At 58.2% G+C, this 23,304-nt stretch carries 28 protein-coding genes; 18 read left to right on the top strand and 10 right to left on the bottom strand.

The annotated features are described in order from the left end of the window. From KF767_17620 to KF767_17610, 3 genes are read right to left on the bottom strand one after another with little or no spacing between them, the layout of a single operon-like run. Nucleotides 1–432 (bottom strand): hypothetical protein, encoded by a 432-nt coding sequence (locus KF767_17620; protein ID MBX3019712.1) that lies wholly within the window; start codon nucleotides 430–432, stop codon nucleotides 1–3. Continuing rightward, nucleotides 429–1,631 (bottom strand): TolC family protein, encoded by a 1,203-nt coding sequence (locus tag KF767_17615; protein ID MBX3019711.1) that lies wholly within the window; start codon nucleotides 1,629–1,631, stop codon nucleotides 429–431. Before KF767_17615 ends, KF767_17620 begins: the two co-directional genes overlap by 4 nt. Continuing rightward, nucleotides 1,628–2,047, bottom strand: a complete 420-nt coding sequence (locus tag KF767_17610; GenBank protein MBX3019710.1) for a winged helix-turn-helix transcriptional regulator — start codon at nucleotides 2,045–2,047, stop codon at nucleotides 1,628–1,630. Before KF767_17610 ends, KF767_17615 begins: the two co-directional genes overlap by 4 nt. Before the next feature lie 74 nt (nucleotides 2,048–2,121). On the opposite strand from KF767_17610, the gene KF767_17605 reads away from it, so the two are divergent. The 3 genes from KF767_17605 (at nucleotide 2,122) to KF767_17595 (ending at nucleotide 3,570) form a co-directional block, all read left to right on the top strand. After that, nucleotides 2,122–2,388 (top strand): hypothetical protein, encoded by a 267-nt coding sequence (locus KF767_17605; GenBank protein ID MBX3019709.1) that lies wholly within the window; start codon nucleotides 2,122–2,124, stop codon nucleotides 2,386–2,388. A gap of 31 nt (nucleotides 2,389–2,419) precedes the next feature. Then, the gene (locus tag KF767_17600) at nucleotides 2,420–3,241 is read left to right on the top strand and encodes a cation transporter (GenBank protein MBX3019708.1); all 822 of its coding nucleotides are present in this window, start codon (nucleotides 2,420–2,422) and stop codon (nucleotides 3,239–3,241) included. Nucleotides 3,242–3,429: 188 nt separating this feature from the next. Beyond that, nucleotides 3,430–3,570 (top strand): hypothetical protein, encoded by a 141-nt coding sequence (locus KF767_17595; GenBank protein MBX3019707.1) that lies wholly within the window; start codon nucleotides 3,430–3,432, stop codon nucleotides 3,568–3,570. On the opposite strand, the gene KF767_17590 is transcribed toward KF767_17595, so the two are convergent. Then, entirely contained in the window at nucleotides 3,532–3,831 is a 300-nt protein-coding gene (locus KF767_17590) for a recombinase family protein (GenBank protein ID MBX3019706.1), read from the bottom strand. The genes KF767_17595 and KF767_17590 overlap by 39 nt on opposite strands. Before the next feature lie 602 nt (nucleotides 3,832–4,433). Between KF767_17590 and KF767_17585 the strand changes: the two genes are divergently transcribed. Next, on the top strand, nucleotides 4,434–5,078 hold the full coding sequence (locus tag KF767_17585; protein ID MBX3019705.1) for an HAD family hydrolase: 645 nt from the start codon (nucleotides 4,434–4,436) through the stop codon (nucleotides 5,076–5,078). Between the two features lie 37 nt (nucleotides 5,079–5,115). On the opposite strand, the gene KF767_17580 is transcribed toward KF767_17585, so the two are convergent. Next, on the bottom strand, nucleotides 5,116–5,496 hold the full coding sequence (locus KF767_17580; GenBank protein MBX3019704.1) for a nuclear transport factor 2 family protein: 381 nt from the start codon (nucleotides 5,494–5,496) through the stop codon (nucleotides 5,116–5,118). A 102-nt stretch (nucleotides 5,497–5,598) separates the two neighbouring features. On the opposite strand from KF767_17580, the gene KF767_17575 reads away from it, so the two are divergent. From KF767_17575 to KF767_17565, 3 genes are all read left to right on the top strand, one after another. Continuing rightward, nucleotides 5,599–5,964: a DoxX family protein gene (locus KF767_17575; protein MBX3019703.1), complete on the top strand. Its 366-nt coding sequence runs from the start codon at nucleotides 5,599–5,601 to the stop codon at nucleotides 5,962–5,964. A gap of 9 nt (nucleotides 5,965–5,973) precedes the next feature. Further along, the gene (locus tag KF767_17570; GenBank protein ID MBX3019702.1) at nucleotides 5,974–6,402 is read left to right on the top strand and encodes a VOC family protein; all 429 of its coding nucleotides are present in this window, start codon (nucleotides 5,974–5,976) and stop codon (nucleotides 6,400–6,402) included. Between the two features lie 100 nt (nucleotides 6,403–6,502). Continuing rightward, on the top strand, nucleotides 6,503–7,420 hold the full coding sequence (locus KF767_17565) for a helix-turn-helix transcriptional regulator (protein MBX3019701.1): 918 nt from the start codon (nucleotides 6,503–6,505) through the stop codon (nucleotides 7,418–7,420). Here KF767_17565 and KF767_17560 read toward each other — a convergent pair. Next, nucleotides 7,417–8,004 (bottom strand): glutathione S-transferase, encoded by a 588-nt coding sequence (locus KF767_17560; protein MBX3019700.1) that lies wholly within the window; start codon nucleotides 8,002–8,004, stop codon nucleotides 7,417–7,419. The genes KF767_17565 and KF767_17560 overlap by 4 nt on opposite strands. 74 nt (nucleotides 8,005–8,078) lie before the next feature. Between KF767_17560 and KF767_17555 the strand changes: the two genes are divergently transcribed. Continuing rightward, on the top strand, nucleotides 8,079–9,476 hold the full coding sequence (locus KF767_17555; protein MBX3019699.1) for a chloride channel protein: 1,398 nt from the start codon (nucleotides 8,079–8,081) through the stop codon (nucleotides 9,474–9,476). Here the strand turns inward: KF767_17555 and KF767_17550 are convergent. After that, on the bottom strand, nucleotides 9,444–10,298 hold the full coding sequence (locus KF767_17550; GenBank protein ID MBX3019698.1) for a LysR family transcriptional regulator: 855 nt from the start codon (nucleotides 10,296–10,298) through the stop codon (nucleotides 9,444–9,446). The genes KF767_17555 and KF767_17550 overlap by 33 nt on opposite strands. Before the next feature lie 89 nt (nucleotides 10,299–10,387). Between KF767_17550 and KF767_17545 the strand changes: the two genes are divergently transcribed. The 3 genes from KF767_17545 (at nucleotide 10,388) to KF767_17535 (ending at nucleotide 12,033) form a co-directional block, all read left to right on the top strand. Then, on the top strand, nucleotides 10,388–10,864 hold the full coding sequence (locus KF767_17545; GenBank protein MBX3019697.1) for a hypothetical protein: 477 nt from the start codon (nucleotides 10,388–10,390) through the stop codon (nucleotides 10,862–10,864). A gap of 147 nt (nucleotides 10,865–11,011) precedes the next feature. After that, a complete protein-coding gene (locus tag KF767_17540; GenBank protein MBX3019696.1) occupies nucleotides 11,012–11,446 on the top strand; it encodes a response regulator in 435 nt (144 codons plus the stop codon). Between the two features lie 92 nt (nucleotides 11,447–11,538). Continuing rightward, the gene (locus KF767_17535; protein ID MBX3019695.1) at nucleotides 11,539–12,033 is read left to right on the top strand and encodes a hypothetical protein; all 495 of its coding nucleotides are present in this window, start codon (nucleotides 11,539–11,541) and stop codon (nucleotides 12,031–12,033) included. On the opposite strand, the gene KF767_17530 is transcribed toward KF767_17535, so the two are convergent. Then, the gene (locus tag KF767_17530; GenBank protein MBX3019694.1) at nucleotides 12,024–13,289 is read right to left on the bottom strand and encodes an MFS transporter; all 1,266 of its coding nucleotides are present in this window, start codon (nucleotides 13,287–13,289) and stop codon (nucleotides 12,024–12,026) included. The two genes, KF767_17535 and KF767_17530, sit on opposite strands and share 10 nt — an antisense overlap. Nucleotides 13,290–13,423: 134 nt before the next feature. On the opposite strand from KF767_17530, the gene KF767_17525 reads away from it, so the two are divergent. The 5 genes from KF767_17525 (at nucleotide 13,424) to KF767_17505 (ending at nucleotide 18,265) form a co-directional block, all read left to right on the top strand. Next, nucleotides 13,424–14,416: a hypothetical protein gene (locus tag KF767_17525; protein MBX3019693.1), complete on the top strand. Its 993-nt coding sequence runs from the start codon at nucleotides 13,424–13,426 to the stop codon at nucleotides 14,414–14,416. Nucleotides 14,417–14,424: 8 nt separating this feature from the next. Then, nucleotides 14,425–14,784 carry a DUF1304 domain-containing protein gene (locus KF767_17520; protein MBX3019692.1) on the top strand — a complete coding sequence of 120 codons (360 nt, stop codon included), beginning with the start codon at nucleotides 14,425–14,427 and terminating at the stop codon, nucleotides 14,782–14,784. A 67-nt stretch (nucleotides 14,785–14,851) separates the two neighbouring features. Then, on the top strand, nucleotides 14,852–15,439 hold the full coding sequence (locus KF767_17515) for a methyltransferase domain-containing protein (GenBank protein ID MBX3019691.1): 588 nt from the start codon (nucleotides 14,852–14,854) through the stop codon (nucleotides 15,437–15,439). A 96-nt stretch (nucleotides 15,440–15,535) separates the two neighbouring features. Beyond that, nucleotides 15,536–17,167: a hypothetical protein gene (locus KF767_17510; GenBank protein MBX3019690.1), complete on the top strand. Its 1,632-nt coding sequence runs from the start codon at nucleotides 15,536–15,538 to the stop codon at nucleotides 17,165–17,167. A gap of 147 nt (nucleotides 17,168–17,314) precedes the next feature. After that, the gene (locus KF767_17505) at nucleotides 17,315–18,265 is read left to right on the top strand and encodes a hypothetical protein (GenBank protein MBX3019689.1); all 951 of its coding nucleotides are present in this window, start codon (nucleotides 17,315–17,317) and stop codon (nucleotides 18,263–18,265) included. Between the two features lie 9 nt (nucleotides 18,266–18,274). Here the strand turns inward: KF767_17505 and KF767_17500 are convergent, their stop codons facing one another. Next, nucleotides 18,275–20,272, bottom strand: coding sequence for a patatin-like phospholipase family protein (locus KF767_17500; GenBank protein MBX3019688.1), 1,998 nt, complete (start codon nucleotides 20,270–20,272; stop codon nucleotides 18,275–18,277). Nucleotides 20,273–20,463: 191 nt separating this feature from the next. On the opposite strand from KF767_17500, the gene KF767_17495 reads away from it, so the two are divergent. After that, nucleotides 20,464–21,180: a hypothetical protein gene (locus tag KF767_17495; GenBank protein MBX3019687.1), complete on the top strand. Its 717-nt coding sequence runs from the start codon at nucleotides 20,464–20,466 to the stop codon at nucleotides 21,178–21,180. A 157-nt stretch (nucleotides 21,181–21,337) separates the two neighbouring features. Continuing rightward, complete coding sequence (locus tag KF767_17490; protein ID MBX3019686.1) at nucleotides 21,338–21,853, top strand: hypothetical protein; 516 nt, start codon at nucleotides 21,338–21,340, stop codon at nucleotides 21,851–21,853. A 22-nt stretch (nucleotides 21,854–21,875) separates the two neighbouring features. On the opposite strand, the gene KF767_17485 is transcribed toward KF767_17490, so the two are convergent. Then, on the bottom strand, nucleotides 21,876–23,304 hold a 1,429-nt coding region (locus KF767_17485), incomplete at its 5' end, for a hypothetical protein (GenBank protein ID MBX3019685.1).

The following is a 23,304-nucleotide window of genomic DNA, read 5'->3' as shown; positions in this document are numbered from 1 at the left end:
TCAATCCGCACAGGCGTCCGCCTCTGGTCCGAACACGTCGAGCTCGATCACTCGGATGAATCCTGAGTTCCTGACAACGATGCGATCCCCAGGCGAAATATCTTTTGAAGTAAACTGAGCTACCGAGCCGCGAATGATGGGTTCAATCTCCACCATTTTGAACCAGCCACCCCGCTCCCGATAGATTGCCGAGAAATCTTGGAAGTGAACCAGAGCCGCCGTCGGTACGGAAAAAGTGGAGCTGTTGGAGGCCGCAATAAACTCCAGTTCTAAGTTTTTTTGAGCCTTCTCCGAGATTTTAAGCCCATCTTTTTCGGAAGCCTCAGTTACGGCTTTTCCGGGGCCGACGCGCCCTTTTTTTTCTTCCTCGGCCTCTTCCGAAAAGGCTTTGAAAGAAAACACGACGATGAAGAGAACGAACAGATATTTCATGGAAGATCCTTTGGAAATGTCCCTTTGAGATTCTCAACCGCCGACCAAATCAACATCGCCTGAATCTCGTTGCGGTGAATTTCCTCAACAAGCTCGAACGTCGAACGGTAGGTTTCAATCAGGGAAGCCGGTGAGATCAACGCGCGATCAAAGAGGCGTTCACTGCCTTTGACCGAATCTATTACTTCCGAAACTGGTTCGATTTCAGAGAGAACTTTGGTGAGGGCGGCATATTGCTTTTGCAAAGCGCCTAGCTCACTTGTCTGCTGCCGCCTCAATGCTTCAATGGAGGCTTCCGCAGACTTCAGGCGCGCCTTCGCAAGGTCACGCCCGCCGCCATTAAAATTCCAAAGGGGTAGCGTAACGCCAAGTTTAACCCCCCAGGAGGTTTCACTTCGCTCGGGCTGCTTCTCCATGCTGGGGCCAATTCTGAAATCAGGCCAACTTTCACTTTGAGCCGCCTTTAGTTCCGACTCTGCAAGTTTCAGCTCGGCTAGTGATACCTGGAGCGAAGCGGTTTGTCCGTTCAACGTATCGAAATTGAGGGTAGGCCATTTCTTGAAGCTACCAACCGAAATGCGGTCGTTCTTCGTGATTGCTCTACCTATAGCGGCTTCAATAAATGAAGTCGCCTTCTGGTAATCATTTTCAATGGTGAGCTGGCGAAACCTTAAGGTCTTCTCAAAGGTAGAAAACAAGTGGAGCGCTGTTTTCTGCTCAGGCGACAGGGCTGGGCGAGCTTTCAGCTTCCGATTAACTCGCTCAAGAATCGAAAGGCTGCCTTTCACCAGATCACTTTCGGACTTAAGCTGGCGAAGCCGAATCAGCGACCCTAGAGCCGAGCTGGAGGCTTCGATTTGACTCTCGACATCCTTGGCCGAGAGTAGAAAGGTTTCAGCCTGAGCCCTTTCCAGGCGCGCCCCGCGCTTACCTCCAAGTTCGATAGGCTGTAAAAGACTGACTTCTGTTTTCTTCTCGCCGCTAAATTCAATACCCGCATCGAGTTCAGGATTCGGTAGCTGCCTTGCCTTCTCAGAAAGGGCTTGTACCTCGTCAGCTCTGTATCTCAGGGCTTGCATACTTGGACTTTGTTCCAAAATGCATTGGTAGGCTTCATAGCCCGATTTTATCGGCTCCGGGCAAGCCGCCTCGCTTCGTGAAGAAAGAAGGAGGGAAAAAATAAGAATAAGTCTTTTCATACTGATTGCTGGCGCGTTGAGCGACGCGTCCGCCGCTCGAAATCAGATCCGTCTTTTGTGCAACGGTCGTTGCTACGTTTAGCGATCTCGTCCTTAAATCGCTTCAAATCTTCAGAGAATGTGCGGTCTAAATCTGGCAACTCGGCAACAAGTCGGTAGAAGGGCTTAACGGCCTTTTCAGAACTCAACTTGTGGTACACCCAGCGACCCTCCTTGCGAGCACTCAAAAGGCCGGCGTTCCTTAGAACCTTGAGATGCCTTGAGACGTTGTATTCGGGCTCCTGGAGGCTATCGGTAAGATCACATAGGCAGCCTTCTTCTTTTGGAAGACCGATCAGAATTCTGAGAATCCGAAGTCTCGTTTTGTCCGCAATCGCCTGAAGCAGCGCCGTAGGTTCAACATTTATTGAGTGCATACTTGCACCATCATGCAAGTATGCTAGAAAGTCAAGAAGCCGAAACTAAATGAAAACCAAAAAGGAGACCTGCTTTGAAAACCACGCTTTTGATCGCTACATTTGCACTCTTCACGGCCTTACCGTCTTTCGCTCAAGAGCAGTTCGACGTTGTTGCCGCGTGCAAAAAGGATTGTCCCAAGGCAATGAATAACGAAGACGCTCATAAATGCGCCGAGAAAAAAGGCCGCCTCAACAAAGAATTTAGAAAGTCCCAATGCTGGGAAGTAAACGAAAAGTATGAGGCTGCACAAGCCAAAGAAAAGGGATCGGGCGAACGCGCTGAAAAGGACTCTCACTAACCACTCTTTTCAGAAAAAGCGGAGCAGAGCTTTGAAACAGACGACTTTCGACATCCCGAAGGTGGATTGTCCATCCGAAGAAAAAATGATCCGCATGGCGCTCGATGGAATGACCGGAGTGCAAAATTTGGCCTTTGATCTCCGGTCAAGGCAGCTCACCGCCACGCATTCGGTTGAGGCCGAAGTGTTACTTCAAGCTCTTCAGCCCCTTGGTTTTGGCGCTAAGCTTTCTCACTCACGCGAGCTTAATGAGGAGGAAGCAGGTTTGCTTTCGTCGAGCGAAAAGCATGACGCTGCCTCAGCCTCTGAAGCCAAGGTTCTTTGGCAGCTTCTTGCGATCAATGGCTTCATGTTCGTTGCGGAAATGAGTTTTGGGCTTTACGCGCAGTCAGCGGGTCTAATCGCGGATTCCCTTGATATGTTCGCTGATGCAGCGGTGTATGGGCTGAGTCTTTATGCCGTTGGAAAGGCAGTTCACCATAAGAAAAGAGCAGCCCGCCTGAGCGGTTATCTTCAAGTTCTTCTCGCCCTGGGCGCGTTGGTGGAAGTTCTACGCAGGTTCGTCTTCGGAAGTGAGCCCGAGGAATTTTTTATGATGGGAGTTGCTGCCGTAGCGCTGGCAGCGAACGCTCTCTGCATCTTCCTGCTCTCGAAGCATCGGGATGGCGAAGTTCACATGAAGGCAAGCTGGATATTCTCCACGAACGATGTCATTGCTAACCTAGGCGTACTCCTCGCGGGCGCGCTTGTCTGGACATTCAAGGCAAACTGGCCGGATCTTGCCGTGGGACTGATTATTTCGGTGATCGTTTTGAGGGGCGGAATTAGAATTCTTCGACTCTCAAAATCTTAATCCCCATTATACCTCGCAAAGGATACCGACGCTGCTTAGAACAAGCTTCATCGGCTAAGCGAGCTTCGATGCTCGCCATTTGCCGATGAGGCGGGCAACCGTTAAGGACGATAAGAAAGCTACTTTGCCGGAGGTAACAAAAGTGCTTTTCCCCAACTGGGGGACTGCGACTTCTTCAGCAAATGTAGTTGCGCGATCTGAACCGCGCGGACAGCTCGCGGGAGCTGGCCGGTTCCGGCGGCAATAAGAGCGAGGATAGCTGCGGCTTTGATGGCGTCATTGATTCCCATTTAATGGTCCTTTCGATTGAGTCGATTATTCCGGTTTAAGATCGAGCGAACGAGCGAGTGGTCCCAGAGACCGCCACTTCGGTTCTTCCTCTTGCGACGGTTCATCTCTTTAGCGATGCCATTTAGCGAGAGTCCTTTGGACTTCAGCTCAACGATGAGGGTTATGTTGGCTTGCTCGCGCGGCTCCTGATGAAGTTGTCCGAGGTGAGAAATGTAACCGTAAGGCGCGACTCCATGGTGACGCTTGGTGGTCCTGATAGTCTTGTAAGTGTTATCCCGGCAAGACGGGCGAAGGTCCATACCACCCGAAATCAAAGACTGACGGACGCTTGTTTTCGCGACCGAAAGTTCCTGTGCAATCTCTCGAAGAGAGCGGCCTTGTCTGTAGAGGGGTGCCGCTTTCTCGAAAATTCCTTGCTGATCGTGATGATGAAGGCTAATCTTTTCAAGCGGTTGAAGCTGGTGAGCAGTTGTAAGGCTCCCCCGACCAATTTTTAAATCAAAAAATAGACGGCTTTCTCTTCTCCGTCCCCCTGAAGGGGTCGAGCAAGAGTTTCGTATTTCTGGAGCAGGCCCGGGCGGCCCCGGGGCGCGGCCGCTTGCGGTTTCTTCGGCATCGAATTAGCCTCACCTCGAGATCATGAGCGCCAGGCCTGGGAATTTGCAGCCAGGTGACGAGGACGGGGAGTATCGAAAGATTCGGCGGGTCCCCCGAAGGTTGGCTCGACCTTCAAGTGAATTCTAAAACCCGGCGGTGACGCCGGCACAAAGGGATTCATCGAGCGAAAGAAGCGTTCCGGCTTTTTTCTTTTCAATCAAAGTGATCATCAAAAGACATCTGCATCCTTTTTGAAGTGGGCGCCTCTATGAGGTCGCCTCACTCGGAATTTTTAGGAGTGTGTATGGCACGTCCTCGCTACGTCATTTTCGACTGCGATGGGGTTTTGGTGGACAGTGAGATTCTCGCGAACCGGGTGGAGGCCGAGGTGAAAACCGAGCTCGGATTTCCGACCACGCTGGAAGAGCAGATTCAAAAATTCGTCGGTTTGGGGACCAATCATCCCTTGATCCAAGAAGAGCTCGCGCGCCTGCCATCGAACTACCTAGCGCTCGTCGATGAAAGAGTCGAAGCCGTTTACGCGCGCGAGCTCAAGCCGATTTCCGGTGTCGCCGAGGTCTTGATGAATCTTGAGCGGCCTCGTTGCGTTGCCTCAAGCAGCGAACTCGCCTGGATTGAGCGCAAACTCGCGTGGACGGGACTGGCCGCCTACTTTCCCTCGGTGTTATTCAGCGGACACATGGTCACGCGGGGAAAGCCCGCGCCGGACCTCTTTCTGCACGCCGCGGGTGAGATGGGCTGGGACGTTTCGGAGTGTCTGGTCGTGGAGGACAGCGCCGCCGGCGTACGCGCGGGCAAAGCGGCCGGCATGAAGGTCTGCGGCTTTACCGGAGGGAAACACATTCTTCCGGGGCACGCGGACGCGCTTTTGGCTTTGGGCGCGGATTTCGTGATTCACGACTTCCGTCGCCTTCTCGATTTGGTTTAGCGGCCGTTCCCATCACTTTGGACCTCTTCACTGTCGCTTAGTAGCGTTGTGAGTAGGGCTTTCGCCATTCCGGAGCTTCGTAGGGAGCGCCCCAGAATTCGATGAGCTTCCAAATTTTCCGGTCTTTGATTTGGAAAAATGAAGTCGCGAAAGCCCGTTGTCCAGTATCTGCGGTGACAGAGACCGCCGAAACCACGCGGTCCCCCGAGGACATCAGCTGCATGACTTGAATCTGATGATTCCCGGGGTAAACGCAATTCATGTCGACGAAAGCGTCTGCCCCGACGAAACGTTCTCGCGACGGGGGCCAGTCGGCCCGAAATTCTTCGTGAAAGAGATCCTTTGATTCCTGCCATTTCTGGGCGGAAAACAAATCCCAAAGTTGGGTGATAAGAACTTCGTTCTCGTCGTTTTTCATTTGGGCGTTCTATCGGGTTGTGTCGAGCTTCTCAATTCAATTTGTCTGGAATTGGGATGGAATTGGCGACGAGTTCCCGTTACAATTTTTGCGGAGGTCCCGGTGAACATTCTGCTTTGGGTTCTGCAAGGTCTTTTCGGATTTCACACCTTGGCGGGAGCGCTTTGGAAGTTCTCGAATTCAGAGCAGACGGTGCCTTCGCTCGCCCTGCTTCCCAATGCGGTTTGGTTGGGGCTCAGTGTGCCGGAAATCCTCGCCGCGCTTTTGCTGGTCGTCCCTTTGTTCGTGCATTCCATGCGCAAGTGGATTCCCCACGCCGCACTTTTCGTTTCATTCGAGATGATTTTATTCTGCGTGATCCACTTTCTTTCCGGAGAGCCGGATCACGCTCCCGTCATGTACTGGTTGGTCGTGGCCGCGATCGGGGCTTTCATCGCCTACGGCCGTTTGAAACTGCGGCCTGCGTAAGGAGTCGGCATGCAACGTTTGAATATCGTCACCTTGGGCGTTCGGGATCTGGAGAAATCGAAAAGCTTCTTCCATGAGCTCTTCGGCTGGCATCCGACCGAGGCAGACTCTTCGAAGATCGCTTTTTACGATCAAGGGGGTTGGTTGTTTGCGCTGTTCCCTTGGGAGCACCTCGCGCACGACGTGACGGTGTCGGGTGAAGGGCAGGGCTTTCGCGGGGTGACGCTCGCACACAACGTGCGCACGAAGGAAGAGGTCGCGCCCTTGCTTGAACGGGCGGTGAGTTGCGGCGCCAAGATCGTGAAGCCCGCGCAGGACGTTTTCTGGGGCGGCCATAGCGGTTACTTCCAAGATCTGGATGGACATTTCTGGGAAGTGGCCTGGAATCCGTACTTGAAGATCCAGGCGGACGGTCTTCTGGATCTGGCGAAAAACTAAGCGTCTTTCGTGGAAAGAGGATGGAGATTCTTAAGTGATTTTCACTTGAATTGCGTTCGGGTCGCAACTTCCGCCCCCGCCGTCGGAAGATTGAATCTGAATCTTGCTCACATTATCCAGATGCGCAGAGGAGATACCCCATGCGCTGGATGTTCGTGATTGCCTTCGCCCTTTCTTTGTCGCCGCTCGCCGAAGCGGTCACCGTCACCGGTTACGACCAAACCTCGATCACGATCGAGAATCCGAAACGGATCGTCGCGATCAATCCGACCACGACGGAGATCATCTTCGCCTTGGGGGAAGGTGCGCGCATCGTCGGCGTCGATGCCGGTGCGCAGTTCCCGGCCGCGGTCGAAAAAATCGAAAAGGTCGGGCATCCGTATCGTCCCAGTGTGGAAGGCATGATCAGCCTGAAGCCCGATCTCGTGATCGCGACCGAAGAGAACTTGCCGCCCGCCTCCGTGCAGCAGCTGCGCTCGGCGAAGGTGCCGGTGCTGATACTCGAAGCTTCGGACAAAGGGGGGATCGAAGGCTACAAACGTCGCGTGACCACCATCGCCGAAGTTTTGGGGCAAAAAGAAAAAGGGCAGGCCGAGATCGCACGCTTCACTGCCGCCATCAAAAAAGTCGAAGACAAAGTCCGCGCGGGCGCGAAGACGAAGCCCAAAGTCTTTTTCTTCTACGCGCATGGCCCCGCCTCGGGACGGATTTACGGAAACGCGACGGGTCCCCATTACCTGATCGAGGCCGCGGGGGGCGCGAACGTTTTTCAGAGCTGCAACGAAACCTCTATGGCATCTCGCAGACGATGCTGACGTCCACGCTCCGGTCACTCGAACGCGACGGGCTCGTCACACGTGAGGTGTTTCCGGTCGTCCCTCCCAAGGTCGAATACGAGTTGACCCCCTTGGGTCTTGAACTCATGAAGCCCATGGACCGGCTTTTGGAATGGGTGACGGACCACTGGGATCAAGTGAAGCGGGCGCGGGACAAATTCGACAAAACGAAAAAGTCCTAAAATCCGGTCTCAGTGATACCCGGTCTTTTCGCGAAGCGCTCCAGGAAGGCGGCGTGCGCGGGCTCGTCGGCCAATTTCAGAAGCCCTCGCGCATCGGCCCAGAAGAGCGCGGCGTACAGACTCATCGAAGCGTAATTCCAATCCTCCGCCCGGTCGGGATCAAGGCTCGCGCTCCACGCCCGCGTGAACTCGAGCGCCGCGGGGACGCGCGCCTTCAGACGGTCAATGAAGACGTTGGGCGAATCGACGTCGAAACCGTTCCGACGCATCAGAAACAGATGCACCAGGGAATCCATCAGCGAATAGATCGCGGTCACGCGGTTCTCGTCATCGGCAGAGAGCGCGGGGATTTCGTGCTTTTTCATGAGGTGGTTCATGATCACGCGCGAATCGTAATAGATTTGCGCGCCGTCCTCGAGAAACGGGACTTTATTGATCGGCGTGAGTGACGCTAAACGTGCCGCCTCTTCGCGTGAATCAAGAAAGTCGATGACTTCGAAATGAAACGGGATCCCATGCTGGATCATGAAGAGCCGCGGGATGCGCGCGAAAGGAGAGCGGGTCGAGCCGTAGATTCGGTACATGGCTTCATGCTAGGCTCGCGGGCAGGGGAATCAACGTCTTGCCCTGCGCGGCAGAGGGGAGTAGAACGGCCGGTATGTTCAAGAGCTGGCGAGAAAAAATTCGCGCGCGTTTGAATCAGCAGGCTCATGTCGCCGTGGATCTGTTTGACGAGCGCAATCACCTGGCCTCGGCACGCCAGAAGTTTCTCGGCGCGCTTCCGTACTGGATCGCGGGCGCCGCCACGGCGCTGGCCGCGATCATCTACGCGCAGATCTTCCACCGGGCGGAGCTGCTAGCGGCCGAGCTTTTGGTTTTCGCGGGCTACGGTCTCCTCGTGATCACGCCTTCGCTCTTTTTGGTGTCGTGGTGGCTGGTGGACCGATTTGCGCCCTACGCGAACGGCAGCGGCATTCCGCAGCTGATGGCCGCCAGCGAGTTGACCGAGACGCCCGGCGCCGCGGCCGTGATCCCGCGGCTTCTGGGATTGCGGATCATCCTGGTTAAAGTGGCGAGTTCGCTCGTCGCGGTGGTGGGCGGTGGCGCCATCGGCCGGGAGGGGCCGACCTTGCAGATCGCCGGTTCCATCTTCGATTTGACGAATCGTTACCTCCCCGCGCGGCTCAAGATTCCCAATCGGCAAGGCATGATTCTCGCCGGAGGCGCGGCGGGATTGGCCGCGGCTTTCAACACTCCGCTCGGCGGAATCGCCTACGTGATCGAGGAACTTGCGAAATCACACCTTTCGTTCTTTCGGACCGGAATCCTGCACGCGGTCGTGGTCGCGGGTTTGATTTCGCAGGTTGTGATGGGATCGTACCTGTATTTCGGCTACCCGAAGCTGGCGGAGTTTTCCTGGGGCCAGGTCGGCATGGTCATTTTGGTGTCGTTGTCGGCGGGCCTTGTGGGCGCGCTGTTCGGTCAGTTTCTGAAGTACATTTTTCAGCTGCGCGCTCTGTTCACGAGCCGTGGCGCGAAGGCCTTGGCGGCGTTGACGTTCGGTTTTCTGTTCGCCCTTTTGATCGTTTTCGTGACGCCGAAAACGATGGGCTCGGGGCGCGAGGTGATCGACCCGCTACTGTTCCGTGAAGGTGTGGCGACACCCGCGGATCTGTTCGCGCGCTTCATTGGGAGCGGACTCACGTTCGCGAGCGGCGGGGCCGGGGGAATTTTCGCGCCGACCCTCGCGATCGGTGGCGCGACGGGAAGTCTGGTGGCGACTTTTGTGCTGGGGACGCTACTGCCCCTCGCGGCGCTGGCGGGGATGACCGCCGCGCTCGCGGCCCTCACGCATTCGCCATTGACCGCGTTCATTTTGATTCTGGAAATGACGGATCGCCATTCATCCATTTTGCCGCTGATGATGGCCGCGATGATCGGCCAGGGGGTTTCGAAGCTGATTTCCAAGCAAAGCTTCTACGAGTTCGTCGCCCAGCGTTTGGTGGCGACGCTCGCGCCGTCCTCAGCCCAAAGCACGCGCGATGGAGACCCTTAAGCTTTCCTTGAGCGCGGTCAGAAAACGGGGATCGTAGCTTTGGCGGATCGAGGTCAGATAGACGGGGACCTTCATCGCCTTTTGACCCGGCACGATCCGTAGGTCCTCGGTCACCAGATGTCGCGGGACGACCGCGGTGCCTAAGCCCGCGCGGACGCCAGCCAGAATGCCGTGGATGTCGCCTAAAAAATCGCGGTGCGGGTTCGGAGATTTCACACCCTGCAAGCGCAGGAATTCCAGGCTGGTGGTGTCCTTGTCGTCATGATCCAGGAACGTTTCGGGGGTTGTGCGATCCGCGCGTCGACGGACCTGTACATTCATCTCGTGGCCCACGAGTTCAAATTCCAAACCCGCGCCGGTGGGTTTCTCGGTCGTGAAGGCCAGGTCCACGCGACCTTGCCGAAGCGCGGGGCCGATTTCGCGGATTTCCAAAGTTTCGATCGTCAGGCTCACGCGGGGATAGCGTTCGCGAAAAGCCGCGAGGGCGGGGACCAGCAGGCTCGCGTTGAGGGTTGAGAAGCCCGCGATGCGGGCATGGCCGGAGACCTCCGTGAGGCCTCGGCGAATTTTGAGCTCCTGCAGGAGCTCCGTTTCCATCAGGTCTTTGCGAAGTGCGTAGTGCAGGAGCTTTTCGCCGAGTGCGGTCAAGGTCACGCCCCGGGCGCCGCGCGCGAAAACGGCCGCGCCGATGTCCCCTTCTAGATTCAAAATCCGTTGCGAAAGCGCGCTCTGGGTCAACCCCAGCTCGCGCGCCGCGGTCGTAAACGACCCCGACCGCGAGACGGCGATAAATGCATCCAACGAGAGCGATGACAGGCTCATAGATATCGAATTAATCGATTGGTCCATTAAATCAATGAATTTTACCAATTGGGGAAAAATGCGTACATCGCTCTTCAACGGAGGTTCTTATGATGAACAAACTGATTCTCACTTTGGCCGGCTGGCTGATGGCCACGAATGCCCAAGCCCAAATTCAAATCTTCAGCCCTGCGCCCACCCACGTTCGCTGCGCGGCGGTCGCCGACGGCCATCGCGGCCCCGACTTCGATCTGGAGATCAAACGCACCGGCGATCCCGAGCCCGAGTTCTGGCGCTCTTCAAAAACCCCGGTCGAAGTCACCTTCGCCGGTTTTGCGAACGATGCGGTCATCGCGACGTCTTGGTCGACAACCTATATGAGCACGCGCTGCGCGGAAGAACTCCGGCATTTCGTGGATCTTCCGGGGATCGGCTCACTCCGCGCGTTCGACATTTTTAATGACGGCTGCGGCTTCCGTGGTAGCGATCCCCTCACGCTGCATGTCGATTCACCGACGGGAACTTCGCCTCGCCGTTATTTGCTCAAGTGTGAGGAGATTTCGGACTCTGCGGAGCCTTTGAATTGAAGCCTGAATTGTTAAGAACGTTTGAGGCGGCGGTCGAAAACCGAGGAAATCAGGCCGCCGTCTCAATCTGAAACGCGTTTGAGAACCAAGCATCACCCCTAAGAAGTCGTTCGTTCGCTATCCTGTGACTAACCCAGGAGGCGACTCATGCAAAAAATCCTTCTCGTCGAAGACCAAAAAGACTTCCAACTCATGGCGCTGAACTGTCTGAGTGATCAATATCTGATGACGGTCGCCGGTTCGCTTTCCGAGGCGCGCGAACGTATGAAGACCGAGGATTTTGACATGGTCTTAATGGACGTTATGCTGCCGGACGGCAGCGGTTTTGAATTCGTCCGCCGCCTGAAAGAGAACCAGTTCTTGCGTCATATTCCGGTCGTTTTCCTGACCTCGAAATCCGAGATCGACGAACGCTCACGGGGACTGGGGCTCGGCGCCGAAGACTATATCGCGAAACCCTATATGCCGCGTGAGTTTACGGCGCGGATCACGGCGCGCTTGAAACTTTTCGCGGCCCCGATGCGCAGTCGGATCGCCCGCGATCTTGAAAATTTCAGTTTAAAGAGCCTTAAGAGCGCTTGAGTTGGACGCAGGACCGCCACGTGAAACCGGACGTCCCGCTCGTGGACAGATTCGCCGGAATATGGTGATCTGTCGTTCTTCCGGGAGGCGGCATGGATTCATCAAATACGGCTTGGGGACTGCTCTTGCAGGCGCTGGGAACGTACGAGGGACGCGGCCTGAATCACGAGCGTGAGACCTTTCGTTCAGAGCTGACGCTCTCCACGAAACTTCCCGACAAGGTGCTCGCTCTGCAAAGTTCGGCCATCGGCGAACACGGCGAAATTTTCCATCAAGAGATGTCCTGGATCGGCCGCGATGATCGCGGGCAAATCCAGATGTGGGTGGCGAGCAACAATCACCCCTCGATCACGGTTCATTCCTTTGACCGTCTGGAAACGACGGCGGAATGTCAGAGCGTGATTTTTAGTTACGGGGACCCGAGCGACCGCGAGAGCTTTCGGGAAGAGATCACCCTTTGCATTTTCACCGACGGCCAGTTGGCCCACCAGTACGCATGGGGGCTGCCGGGCGGGGATTTCAAGCCGCGCTCGGGTTCGAAAATGAAGAAAAAGCGCGCGGCTTCAAGGCCCGAAGCTCAGCTCTGAGCCGCTTTCAGATTTTTCAAATAACGGTGGATCCCGTACATCAAAACCGCGCTGATGACGGCCGAGACGATGACGATATCGCCCAACGTATCGAAATGCTCGAGCGGTCCGTCGTTTTTCTGCACGACGATCAGGCCCGCGACGGCCGCCGCGATTCCACCCGAAACCTGTTGCAGTGAGGAGCTGATCGCCATGTAGGCTCCCCGGTCGGGGGCGAGCGGCAGCGCGGACGCGAGTGCGGAGCTGGAGATGATCCGCGCGGTCACGCCCACGAACATCAGGATATTGATGCCGACGACGGCCCACAGCGGAGAGATTCCCATACGCGTGTAAACGTAGCAGGCGAGGGCCGTGACGACGGTGCCGACGACGAACATCCGGTATTTACCGTAGGTGTCGCTCAGTTTTCCCGAAAGCGGTCCCAGGATCAGCGAAGCGATCCCGGTTGCCATGTAGATCGCCGGGAGCATGTCCAGGCTGACGCCCAGATTGTGGACGTGGAAATTGGAGCCGAACGGCATCAGCATGAAGCCGCCGGTGGCCAGGAGGCAGGTGGCCGCGAAGCCTTGAAGGTACCGGGGTTGCGTCAAGGTGTGGATCAAGTGGCGAAGGGGGCTGCGCTCGGCTTTATAGGCCAAGTGTCCGTTGATGGGGCGAAGTTTCCACAGAAGGATCAGTCCGACCACGGCTCCGAAAGCCACGATCAAGATGAACGGCGCATGCCAGCCGAGAGAGTTCGAAAGGTAGAGTGAGAACGGGATACCGAGGACCTGGCTTGCGGCAAAGGCCGTCTGCAGAAGGCCCATCACGCGTCCGCGCATCTCGTAGGGGAAAAGATCCGTCGAGATCGCGAAAACGATCGAACCCATCACGCCCCCGAAAAGTCCCGTCACGGTGCGCGCGATCAAAAGCGAAGGGTAGTCGGGCGCAAGTCCGCAGAACAAAGTTCCCAGCAAAAAGCCCGTGTAGAAGAAAAGCAGCATCTTCTTGCGGTCGAAGCGATCGGCGAATCCCGCCGCCAGAATCCCCGAGACGCCCGCACTGAACGCGTAACATGAAACGACCCATCCGAATTGCGCCGTCGTGATATTGAGCGCGGGCATCAAGATCGCGCCCAAGGGCGATAGAATCATGAAGTCCAAAATGATCGTGAACTGCAAAAAGGCGAGCGCGGCCACGACGAATTTTTGGTAGCCCGTGAATTTCAGTTTTTCCGGAGTGGCGGAGGTCGCGGCGGGGGTCGGCATGGATTCCATCCGTTGATTCTGCCCGAAGCCCACCCGAAGTCAGCGTCTTTCATTGACGGATCCCGGGATTTTTTGAAAGCTGGCAGGGCGAAGGAGAATTCATGAATCGGACGGCATCACGACCGGCAGAACGACGGAGACTTTTGATCGCAGGGCTTTGGGCGCTGGTCTTTCTGGCGGGCTGCGCGGGCGGGGGCACGAAATCCTCGAACCCGGCGACGGCCTGCGAGGAGCGTCGTGCCGCCTGGGATTTGGGCTCCGGCTCGGTCAAGGTGAAGGCGGCCGTGGTGAACACCTGCGAGCTCAAAATCGTCAAGGTGCTGTTGGACGAGTCGCAAAAGGCGAACTTCAAAGAAGATCTAGACCGCTCGGCGAAAAAGGAATTCCGCGAAACCACCCGCGCCGAGGCCCGCCGCTTTATCGCGCAGATGAAAGAGAAGCTCAAAGACCTCGAGGTCGACAAGCATCTGGGGGTGGCGACCGCCGCCTTCCGCGAGGCCGCAAACGGTCCGCTCTACCTCGAGTCGTTGAACCGCGAGCTGGGCATCAACGTGAAGCTGATCACCCAGAAGGAAGAGGGAATGTGGGGCTACAACGCCGCGCAAACGAAACTTCCCCGCGTGGGGCAAAAGGCGCTGGTCTGGGATATCGGCGGCGGGAGCCAGCAGCTCGTGACGCCGGCGGAAAACGGGCAGATCCTCGTCGTTGAATCGAACATCGCCTCGGTCAGCTTCAAAAACTGGCTGCTACGCGAAACGAAGAAGAAAGGACCCTCCCCGAATCCGCTGACCAAAGAAGAGGCGGATCTCGCGCTGACGCATGCGCTGAAGCAAGGGACCGAACTGCGCGCGAAACTGCCCGCGTCCGTCGGCAACGAGGCCTACGGCATCGGGGGCGTACACTCGACCAGCCTCGTGAATCGGATGAAGAAGATGAGTTACGGGACCGACGATCTGGAAAAGGCGATCGAGCGCGGGATCGGGCAAAACGATGCGGCGTTAAAAAGCGCGTATGCGGCGACCGAGGTCACGAACTTGATTTTCGTCCTCGGTATGATGCGTGGGCTAGGGCTTGAAAAAGTTCACAGTTTGAAAGTCAGCCTGACCGACGGTCTGCTCGTTTTCGGTCATTACTAGGAGTTTTCATGGAAGTCCTCATTCAATGTCTCTTGGCGTTCATCGCGCTTCAACATTTCGGATTTCTGGTCCTGGAGATGTTCCTGTGGGACAAGCAGCCCGGCATGAATGTTTTCCGTTTGGATGCGGACTTCGCCAAGAAATCCAAATCGCTCGCCATGAACCAGGGGCTCTACAACGGTTTTCTGGCCGCGGGGCTCGTGTGGTCGTTGGTCGCCGAGGAGTCGATGCGGGTTCCGCTCGCGCTGTTCTTCACGGGCTGCGTGATCGTCGCCGGGATTTTTGGGGCCGCCACCGTCTCTAAACGCATTTTTTGGGTGCAGGCCGTCCCCGCGTTGATCGCTTTCGGTCTGAATTGGATGAGATGAACAATTGGAATCCGGATCAGTATCTTAAGTTCCAGAACGAGCGTGAACGGAGTTTCGCGCCGAAGCCGTGACGGGCGTGGACCCCTCGCCCACGATGCTCGCCAAAGCGCGGGCGACCACCCAGGGCGTGACCTACGTCGAAAGTTCTTTCGAGGCCTTCCCCGAAGATCAGGTCTACGATCTCATTTTGTCGAACGCCGCGATCCAGTGGATGCCCGATCATCGTGCGGTCTTCGCGAAGTTGCGTCGTTTGCTTGCGCCGGGCGGAGCGCTCCTGGTGCAGATGCCCCACAACTACGGCGAGCCTTCCCATCGCTTGGCCATGGAAGAGATCGCGGGTTTTCCCGAGGTTGATGCGCGCGAGGCCCATGCGGTCGAGCCGCTGACCCATTACGCGCAGATTCTGTTCGATCTCGGCTTTGGCGACATCGACGTGCGCGAGAAGGTCTATCTGCATCCGATGGCGCGCGCGACGCAAGTGGCGGACTGGACGCGCGGAACGTTCCTGACGGAATTCGAAAAACAAATGACCCCGGAGCGCTTCCAAGACTTCGTCGCTCGTTATGAAAAACGCCTGACCGCGCACTATGGTCCGGGACCTTGTCTGTTCTTGTTTCGCCGCTTTCTTTTAGGGGCGCGTCTCGACCCCGCTTGACCCTTGGACGAAGGTCCATAGGTTCCCGGGTAAGGTTGGTTTTTGGGGGCGTGGCCCGCATCCTGTGAAGCATGGATAAAAGCGTGGGCGCGAAAAATGGATGAGCAGTGGAGACGCTTTGGCCTGCCTTCGGCGATGATGCTCGCGGCCTGCGTTTGGATTTTTTCATGGAGCCGCCTTTACTACGGACTCGATCTGATCCAAGAGTCCCGCCACGTCCTTTACCAATTGGATCTGCTCGTTCACGAGGGTTTCTTTCGTAAAGAACTCGGTCTGGATCAGCTCGCGCAGCTGCTCGTTTATCCGTTTTTCCGTCTCGCCAACGAATTGACGGGCCGGTTGAGCTCCGAAGGGATCGTGCTGCATCTGCGCGAACTGAAGCTCGGCCTGTCGTGGCTTTTCGCTTTGCTTTTGGGCTTCGTTTTTCGTCACCGGGTGGCGCCCTTCGCGACGCTTTTGTTCGCGGCCCCGCTCGTGAGTTTCGTCCCGCTGAACGTGATGGGCGTGCATCCGCTTTCGATGGCGTCGCTGCTAGGCGTGACGGTCGTCGCGAGCGCTTGGCGCTGGATGCAGGCCCCGACGGCGGTGAAGTCGTGGATACTGCCCTTGACGGGATTTTTGCTCGGCGTGGCGTGTCCCGAAACTTTACCGGTTTTGGTCTTGGGGGTTCTGGCGATGATGCTGAGGCCCGCGCGCGCGGGCGAAGACGGGCTCGTGAAAATGCACCTGGCCGCGAGTCTGAATTTGGCGGCGTTTTTGGCGTTTCTGGCCGTGCGTGAAATCAATCCCGAAGGCTTTCGCGAGGCCTGGCATGTGCAAAACAATCTGCTGGGCTGGAAGGGTGTCGCGGCCGATGCGTGGGTGCTTCCGGGCGGACATATGGGGCTCGTGTTTTTGCTGTCGCTCGTTTTCGCTTTCGTTTTGCCCGCGCGTTTTTTCCATTTTCTGTTCGCGGCGCTCGCGATGTTTTTCGCGATCGTGGGTTGGCCGCAGGCACCGTATCCGGCCGAGTTCATCATCGTACTTATGTCGCCGCTCGTGCTTTCGCATTTCTGGAAAATTCGCGCGAGTCTGCCTGAGGATTTCAAGCCGGGCTTTTTGATCGCGGCGAGCCTCTCGTTGGCGCTCGTCTTGGGGTTCACGCGCGGCCTTCCCGGCGTTGCGGTGGGACTCTTCCCTTTGATGATTTTCTTTTTCGCGTCGGGCTGGGTGCGTGACGTGAAGTGGCCCGTCCTCGTCTCGGCCTTTTGTTTTTCGATGCTTCTGGTCGTCGCGCAATACCAGCGCATGCCCGAGGGGCAGACGCGGATGGCGTCGCTGGATGAAATCAAAACGGGTCGCTACCAAGGTCTTTGGACGACGCGGCCCATTTCTCAAGAGATCGAAAGCGTGACGGCCTCGCTGGAGCGTTTGCCTCCGGGGCCGGTGTCGCTGCTCGTTTATCCCGAGCGCCCCGGATATTACCTTTTGTCCGAACTCGACGCGTTGGGCTTTTTGTACCGCTTCCCGGTCAGCACGGCGCTACGGGATGAGACCGTCGCTTACTTTTCCGGGGCCGAAAATCTTCCGGACGTGACCATTCGCGCGACGTCTAACACCGGGACCGAGACGTCGGGGCTGGGGGAGTTTTTCGAGAATCGCGCGGACTACCAGCTTTTCGAAGCGACGCCCCGCTATCAAATCCACGTCAAAAAGGAATTTGTCGAAAACGCCATGAATCGTTTGTAGGCGGAGCGCGCCCGTGCGTGCTAGCGTGCGGGGATGTGGTCGTTCCTGTTTCTTCTCCTTTTTCCGTTGTCCCTTCACGCGCAGCTTTTTTCCACCGCGCCCAACGTGGCACCCAGTCCCAGTTACCGGGTCCGGTGGGATGCCGAAGTGCGCGAACCCAAGGGCGGCACCGCCGAAAGCGAGTGCGGCTTTCAGTTCATGGCGGCGATGATCGAAAGCGCGGATTCCTTCGGCGTGCGCGTCCAGGCGCAAAACCGCTCGGGACGCGCGCTGGATCTTCGCCTGCGTCCCGGGGACAAACTGCGCGAATTTCTGAACGCCGAAGCCTTTCAGGATTTTCACGGCGTGATGCCGCCCGAGCAGATGTTTTCGCTGCTTTGGGAGTTCGATGCGTCGAAAGAAGAGATCTTGAAAGAACTCGCGTTCGATTTCTTCATCGAGGCGAAAACGCTTGAAGCCGATGGTCAGGTCGGTGACTGGCAGTGCCGTCGCCGGGCCGAGATCGTGCGGATCCGCGAAAAACCGGTGCCGTCCCACGATCCGTTCTTCATCGGTCTGCAGATCGGGACGACCGCGGCGCGAACCGGAGACCTCGCGGATTTGGGCTCGCGCAACACCTTCGCGTGGGGGCTCGATTTCGGTTACTACCGCGAAGACCACTGGGGCTTCGTGCTGGGGTTGGATTTTCACGACTACGGCGGGGGTGGCGCCGAGATCCTATCGCGGATGCGCGCGAAATTTCCCGCCATGATCGAGCCCCACATCCGCTCTTACGATGCGGGTTTCATGCTGAGTCGTCGCTGGCTCACCCTGCGGCCGTGGAGCTTCTTTTATGACGCGGGTTTGGGGCTCAGGGTTTTTCAGTACGGTGACCAGAAGGCGGATCGTCTCAGTGAAAGCGAATTGCACTGGGGTTTTCAACATCGCGCGAGCGCCTTTTACCGCGTGAAACGATACCGCGTGCATCCCTTTAATAAGGGCGTATTCGACGTGGGGATCACTCTCGATCATCATGTCGCGTCGTCGGGCGAGGTGTTGGGGCTCTCCACCGCGGGGCAGTCGCTGGCGGGGCTTTTGCAGTTTCGTTTTTCCAATTGAAGACGTCGGTTAGAATTGCAGTCCACCCTGAAAGAGGGTGGCGGCCGTGACGTTTTCGAGGTCGCGCTCGTCGAAGGTGATTTTCAAAGCGGCTTGCAGACGGAAGTTTCCGAAAAAAACGACGGCGAACGTGGGTTCGAGGGTGGGGCCGCGACAGGCTTCCAGTCGACTGCGCGTGCAAGGGATTTCGCCCTCTGCGGTCGAGAACTGGTAGCCCGCGCGCAGACTCACCAGATTTTCAACCGAAGAACTGAAAAAGCTCTGGCGTTCGATGCCGCTGTAAAGACTGATCGCGGTCGTGCGGCCCGGAGCCGTCGCGAGGAGTGAAGGCGAATACACCTCGGCCACGAGCGGCCAACGCCAGTAGCTGCCGCGCAGGTAGTTCAGGCCCACGAGCTGGCTGTAGCCGGCTTCGAAGCCGGTCCCCCAGTTTAGATGGTAAACGCGCTCGACGGGCAGGGGATCGCTCGCGCCGAAAAGATAACTCGAGACCACACCCAGAGTTGTCGCGGAATCTTCGGGGTAATGCTGGGCCAAGCTGCGGGCGCCCCGATCGACTTGCCCGCGCACGCGAACGGGGGCCATGGCGGCCTCGCTCCCGGCGAGGCCCAGTTCGCGAAAGGCGTAGCCTTCTTCCGACAGCGCGTGCATGCGACGGGCGAAGCGGCTCGGTTTCTCGGTGGGGACGTTCACGTCCTCGCGCACCAGGGTGCGGAAAAGAATCTCTTCGTCGCGTGAAAGTCCGGCGCAGCGGGCAACGGGTTTTTCGGCGTAGGCCCTTAGGCACTGCACGAGCGCGCCGGTTTCACGCCCGCCGTCCGTACGCAGGGATTTTTCCATGTCGACGTAGCCGACCGCGAAATCAAAACGCCGCAGATCCGCGTCGAAGAAACCGAAAAAGCCGTTCCATTCCTCGGACCAGCGCGGGAAGTGCGAACGCAGCGACAAAATCTGATCGCGCACTTTGGGCTCGGCTTCCAGCAGATTCACGATCTCGCGGTCGCGCGCGGATTTCAGCAGATCGCCCAGAAGTTTGCCGACGCCCCCGGCGAGGGATTGCGCGGGACGACCGTCGTCGGGCGCGCGATTGCGCACGTCCAAATTCAAAATCAACAGGTCGTTCAGAATCTCGCCCTGGTTTTCGTTGCGCGGAACGCTCAGCCACTTCGAGCCCAGGCCCGTGCAGTCGTGCACAAGTCCGCGCTTCAGTTGGCGCACGGCCTGCGCGAGCGGCGTCGTATCGAGAAGCGCGCCATCGATGAAGGCGCCCTCGCGGATCTCGGAGGCGGGGCATTGGAACGGCGGCGGCGCGTGGCGAAGGCCGGGGTCGTCGCGTTTGAGTGCGCAGTAACGAAGTTTCTGCGCGGGGAAAATCAGCGGAATCGAAGAGGTCGCGCGCGCCAGGTCCATCAGATCGGTCGCTGGCTGATTCGCGTCGAGCGCGAGCAGCGAACTCGTCGCCGAGTCGAAAGGGTTCACGAAATTCGAAGGCCGCGCGGGCTGGCCGGGCGTCAGTCGTAAATTGAAAGTCAGAAACTGGGATTGGCTCGCCTGATCACCGGGGATCTCGACCCGCAGCGGATCCGCGAGCGTCAGCGCGACCGACAGCACGGTCTCGCAGCGGTGGCGGCTCTGCGCGAAGTCCGCGCGAAACTCGGCCTCGAGCGGCGCGAAGGCTTCGCGGTTCAGCAGGCTTCCGGTTTCGGCGTGGGGATGAAAGAGCGTCTCGGTGACGGGACCGGTCCAAAAGCGTTTGAGCCAGCCCGGATTGCGATCGCCGCAGAGGTCTTGGTAACCCAAAACACCGTTGATCCCGCCCGCCGAAGCGCCCGCGAACATCTGCACCTGGTACTCCTGGGGGCGGGCCGCGAAGAATTCAAGCGCGCGGGTCAGGGCTCCGGCTTGGTAGGCGCCCAGACTCGTGCCACCGCTCAAGACGATCGCGACTGGACGGGGGCCCGGGCGGCAAGTCGTCGCGAGGGCCGGGGAGATGAGCAGAAAAACCATGAGGCCTAGAAAGCTTTGGAGCACGCTTTATGATAGGTGAAAAAGCCCGTCGGCGGCCATCCGCTTTCCGAGACGACGTACGTGCGTCAACACTTTCGACAACCCTGAAGTTCGTCCCTGGCGGTTCGAGCGATTTTTGCGGAGGCGGCCCCGCCATGGTAAATTCACGTTTCTGACGAATGAGGTCTTGGGTGGCTGGTCTTCGCACGCTGCAAAATTTCGCGCGCAAGTTGCTTTTCGGGGCGAGTCTCGCGCTGACGGCTCCCGCTTTCGCCGAGTCAGGGACGGTCACCACGCCGGTTCTTTTCAACTGCAACATGAGCTTCAAGATCGAAGGCACCTCGGCCTACATCGGCGTGGGCGGAACCTCCGCTTCGGGCTCGGGACGCCTGTCGTGCTACGACTACGTGACGGGCGCGGTCGAGGACATTCCGCTCGCGGTTTCGATTCGTGGCGTGGGCTTAGGATTGGGAATCACGGGTTTCAACATTTCCGGCGGGCAGGTCGGCATCGGCCTGAGTCAGCGTCCCGAATCTCTCTTAGGAAGCTACGCGCGCGTGAGTATGAACGCGGCCTTGGGCGTGGGCGCCGAAGCGGGCGCGGGACTACGTCTGTCTTTCCGCAAGGAGAGCTTCGAGATCAGCGCGACGCTCGCGGGACGTTCGGGGCTGGGCGCGGGCGTCGATATTTCCGAGCTGCGCATCGAACGTGACGAAAGCCGCAGCCGCAGCGTCACTCACGGGGCCACGGCGGCGGCCAGTCAGCCGACGGTGGTCGCGGATCACGCCGCCAAGGACGAGATCCCGGTCGAGAACCTGGTTCTTAAATCCCAAGGCGCCGAGGTCGTCCTCGTGAACGCCGAAGGCCGCCCCGTGAAGAAACTCAAAATCTTTCTGCTGCAGAAGTAGTTCCGGTCATTTCCTTTCTTCATCATCCTTGCGCGCGTAAATGAGAAAACGCCGCCCGCAATGAGAATGACTCCTTTCCGCTCGCGCGGGCGGGCCGGGGGGCGTTACAAGCGCTCCACCCCCAATTCCGAGCATCCCCGTTAAAGGAGTTTTACCGATGCGTATTCTGAAGTCCCTGTCCGTCGTCCTGGTTCTGGCCCTGCTCGCTCCCGCCGCTTTCGCCGGCCCCGAGCTCGTCTGCGGTTCACAAGACCGCAACTTCCGCGCGAACTTCACCGCGACCATGAATCGCATGCTGGTGGCGCCTTATCCGAAAGTGAAATACGAAGCGTCGATCAGCGGTAACACCGACGGTCGTCCCGGAACCTTCGACCGTATCTTCACCCGCGCGGTGATCGAGACCTCGAAAGAGCGGATCCGCATGGAAAGCCTGGAGCAGTCGTCTTCGGGACAAGCGGTCTTCGTGTTGGACGTGAATCCCGCAAACATGACCGGCTATCTGTACACGGCGGATTCCAGCCAAGGTGGAACGGTTTCGATCCCGGCGGACATCTCGAAAGTCGGCGTATTGGTGCGTTGTTTCTGGCGCAGCCACCCCGGCTGCAACTGCGGTTCGCCGAATGGCAACTCGGGCTGCAGCGCCGTGGGCGCATCCGGTGGCGTCTGCCGCTAAGGAGTCGTGACGTCTCCGGCCTTTAAGGCTGGAGACGTTCCGAGTGTCTTGCGTAACTTTGAGTGATCGTCGTGAAGATGTTCGTATGCTTCCCGCCGATCCCCATCTGTTGATTCGCGGGGCGACGAACGAATCGTTCTAAGCCCGGTTTCTGCGCGAGGCGGGCGTCGCCCGCGCCGCCACCACCGGCCTGACCGCGTGTGCGGGGCAAGTTCGCGAATTCCCGCGCCCGCCGTTCCGCTTCTTTGTCTTTAATAAAAAAGCCCGGATTCTTCGCGGGAGCCATTGCCGCTTGTGCCGCTGCGGGCTGTCCCGGCTTTGTCGCGACTTTGCGGCTGGGGGAAGTGGCCTGGAACTTCGAACCGAAGTCCGGCATGTTATAAGCCTCGGCGTAACCGCCACCGCTCACTTGACGTCCACCACCGCCACCACCGGCCTCATCTTCCACGAGAAGTTTCGCCGGATTCGGCATTTGCTGTGAACCCGTATTCGCGTCGGCCGCACAGACGCCCCCGGGGCAGGCCGAGGCCTGTCCACCGTTCTCGGTGCCTTTTCCGAAGTCCGCGGACGCGCGCCGGAGTGCGGGTGAACCCGTTGTGGGCGTGAATTCGGTTCCGGTCGTCTGCTGATAGCACTGCGCGGCCGCTTGGTAGGCCGCCTGAATTTGGGTCTGGTTGACCGCGATGGACGCCGAGGTGGCCTGCGCGCTTTGGCAAACGGATGCACCTTCCGCGACTTGGACGGAAGCGTCCGTTCCTGGATAAGCCGAGACTTGCGATTGCGCCGACGCGCAGATCTGCGCGCACTGGGCGAGAACGGCCGCGCAGGTATTTTGCTCTCCTTGGATCTGTTGGTTTGCGCTGGCCGTCGCATTTCCGACGGAAGCGCACGCGGACGGATTACCGGAGTTCGCGCTGAGCTGTGCTTGTTGGATCTGCGCCGAGACGCCTTGCGCACGCGCGAGCGCCCCGCTACAGATCTTGGCGGCTTCGCCGGATTTCATATAGCAGCGGTGCGCCGCCTGCGCGACTCCGGTGTTCACTTCCGTGTCCATGGGCGGAATTTCCGTTTCGGCGGTCGAGGTTTGGCTGGCGGGCCATTCATAATTGGTCTGCGGATTCACGGCCGATCTCTCGCCGGGAGTCGGTGTCGGCCGGACGTTCTGTTCCCACATTCCACCGATTGCGGACAGCAGTTTTGAGCGAAGATCTTGATTCGGATTGTAAGCCGGCTGTTGTTGCGACGGCGGCGCTTGTTGCTGCTGCTGTTGGGCCTGTTGTTGTTGTCCCTGCTGTACGCCTTGCTGAATCGGTTGACCCTGTTGCGCATTCTTGCCCGACTCCGTTGAAACGGCGGGGTCGGTCGGATTGTTGCTGAGTTTGGGGCCGGTGGCATCGCTGTGGGTCGGACGGCGCGATTCGGTTCCGCCATCCTCGGCCGTGCGCACGCGC

It is taken from the genome of Pseudobdellovibrionaceae bacterium, from assembly GCA_019637875.1.
In the GTDB taxonomy this organism is placed as follows: Bacteria; Bdellovibrionota; Bdellovibrionia; order Bdellovibrionales; family Bdellovibrionaceae; genus JAHBUW01.
The sequence above is the reverse complement of the archived record's forward strand: the minus strand, read 5'-3'. Positions and strand labels throughout refer to the sequence as shown.

Excerpts from the sequence above, each read along its gene's own strand:
- KF767_17530 (MBX3019694.1), bottom strand. The coding sequence starts at position 13,289 with ATGGAATCCATGCCGACCCCCGCCGCGACCTCCGCCACTCCGGAAAAA.
- KF767_17615 (MBX3019711.1), bottom strand. The coding sequence starts at position 1,631 with ATGAAAAGACTTATTCTTATTTTTTCCCTCCTTCTTTCTTCACGAAGC.
- KF767_17535 (MBX3019695.1), top strand. The coding sequence starts at position 11,539 with ATGGATTCATCAAATACGGCTTGGGGACTGCTCTTGCAGGCGCTGGGA.
- KF767_17500 (MBX3019688.1), bottom strand. The coding sequence starts at position 20,272 with ATGGTTTTTCTGCTCATCTCCCCGGCCCTCGCGACGACTTGCCGCCCG.
- KF767_17540 (MBX3019696.1), top strand. The coding sequence starts at position 11,012 with ATGCAAAAAATCCTTCTCGTCGAAGACCAAAAAGACTTCCAACTCATG.
- KF767_17490 (MBX3019686.1), top strand. The coding sequence starts at position 21,338 with ATGCGTATTCTGAAGTCCCTGTCCGTCGTCCTGGTTCTGGCCCTGCTC.
- KF767_17520 (MBX3019692.1), top strand. The coding sequence starts at position 14,425 with ATGGAAGTCCTCATTCAATGTCTCTTGGCGTTCATCGCGCTTCAACAT.
- KF767_17560 (MBX3019700.1), bottom strand. The coding sequence starts at position 8,004 with ATGTACCGAATCTACGGCTCGACCCGCTCTCCTTTCGCGCGCATCCCG.
- KF767_17545 (MBX3019697.1), top strand. The coding sequence starts at position 10,388 with ATGATGAACAAACTGATTCTCACTTTGGCCGGCTGGCTGATGGCCACG.
- KF767_17550 (MBX3019698.1), bottom strand. The coding sequence starts at position 10,298 with ATGAGCCTGTCATCGCTCTCGTTGGATGCATTTATCGCCGTCTCGCGG.
- KF767_17590 (MBX3019706.1), bottom strand. The coding sequence starts at position 3,831 with ATGGACCTTCGCCCGTCTTGCCGGGATAACACTTACAAGACTATCAGG.
- KF767_17570 (MBX3019702.1), top strand. The coding sequence starts at position 5,974 with ATGCAACGTTTGAATATCGTCACCTTGGGCGTTCGGGATCTGGAGAAA.
- KF767_17580 (MBX3019704.1), bottom strand. The coding sequence starts at position 5,496 with ATGAAAAACGACGAGAACGAAGTTCTTATCACCCAACTTTGGGATTTG.
- KF767_17585 (MBX3019705.1), top strand. The coding sequence starts at position 4,434 with ATGGCACGTCCTCGCTACGTCATTTTCGACTGCGATGGGGTTTTGGTG.
- KF767_17555 (MBX3019699.1), top strand. The coding sequence starts at position 8,079 with ATGTTCAAGAGCTGGCGAGAAAAAATTCGCGCGCGTTTGAATCAGCAG.
- KF767_17510 (MBX3019690.1), top strand. The coding sequence starts at position 15,536 with ATGGATGAGCAGTGGAGACGCTTTGGCCTGCCTTCGGCGATGATGCTC.
- KF767_17620 (MBX3019712.1), bottom strand. The coding sequence starts at position 432 with ATGAAATATCTGTTCGTTCTCTTCATCGTCGTGTTTTCTTTCAAAGCC.
- KF767_17610 (MBX3019710.1), bottom strand. The coding sequence starts at position 2,047 with ATGCACTCAATAAATGTTGAACCTACGGCGCTGCTTCAGGCGATTGCG.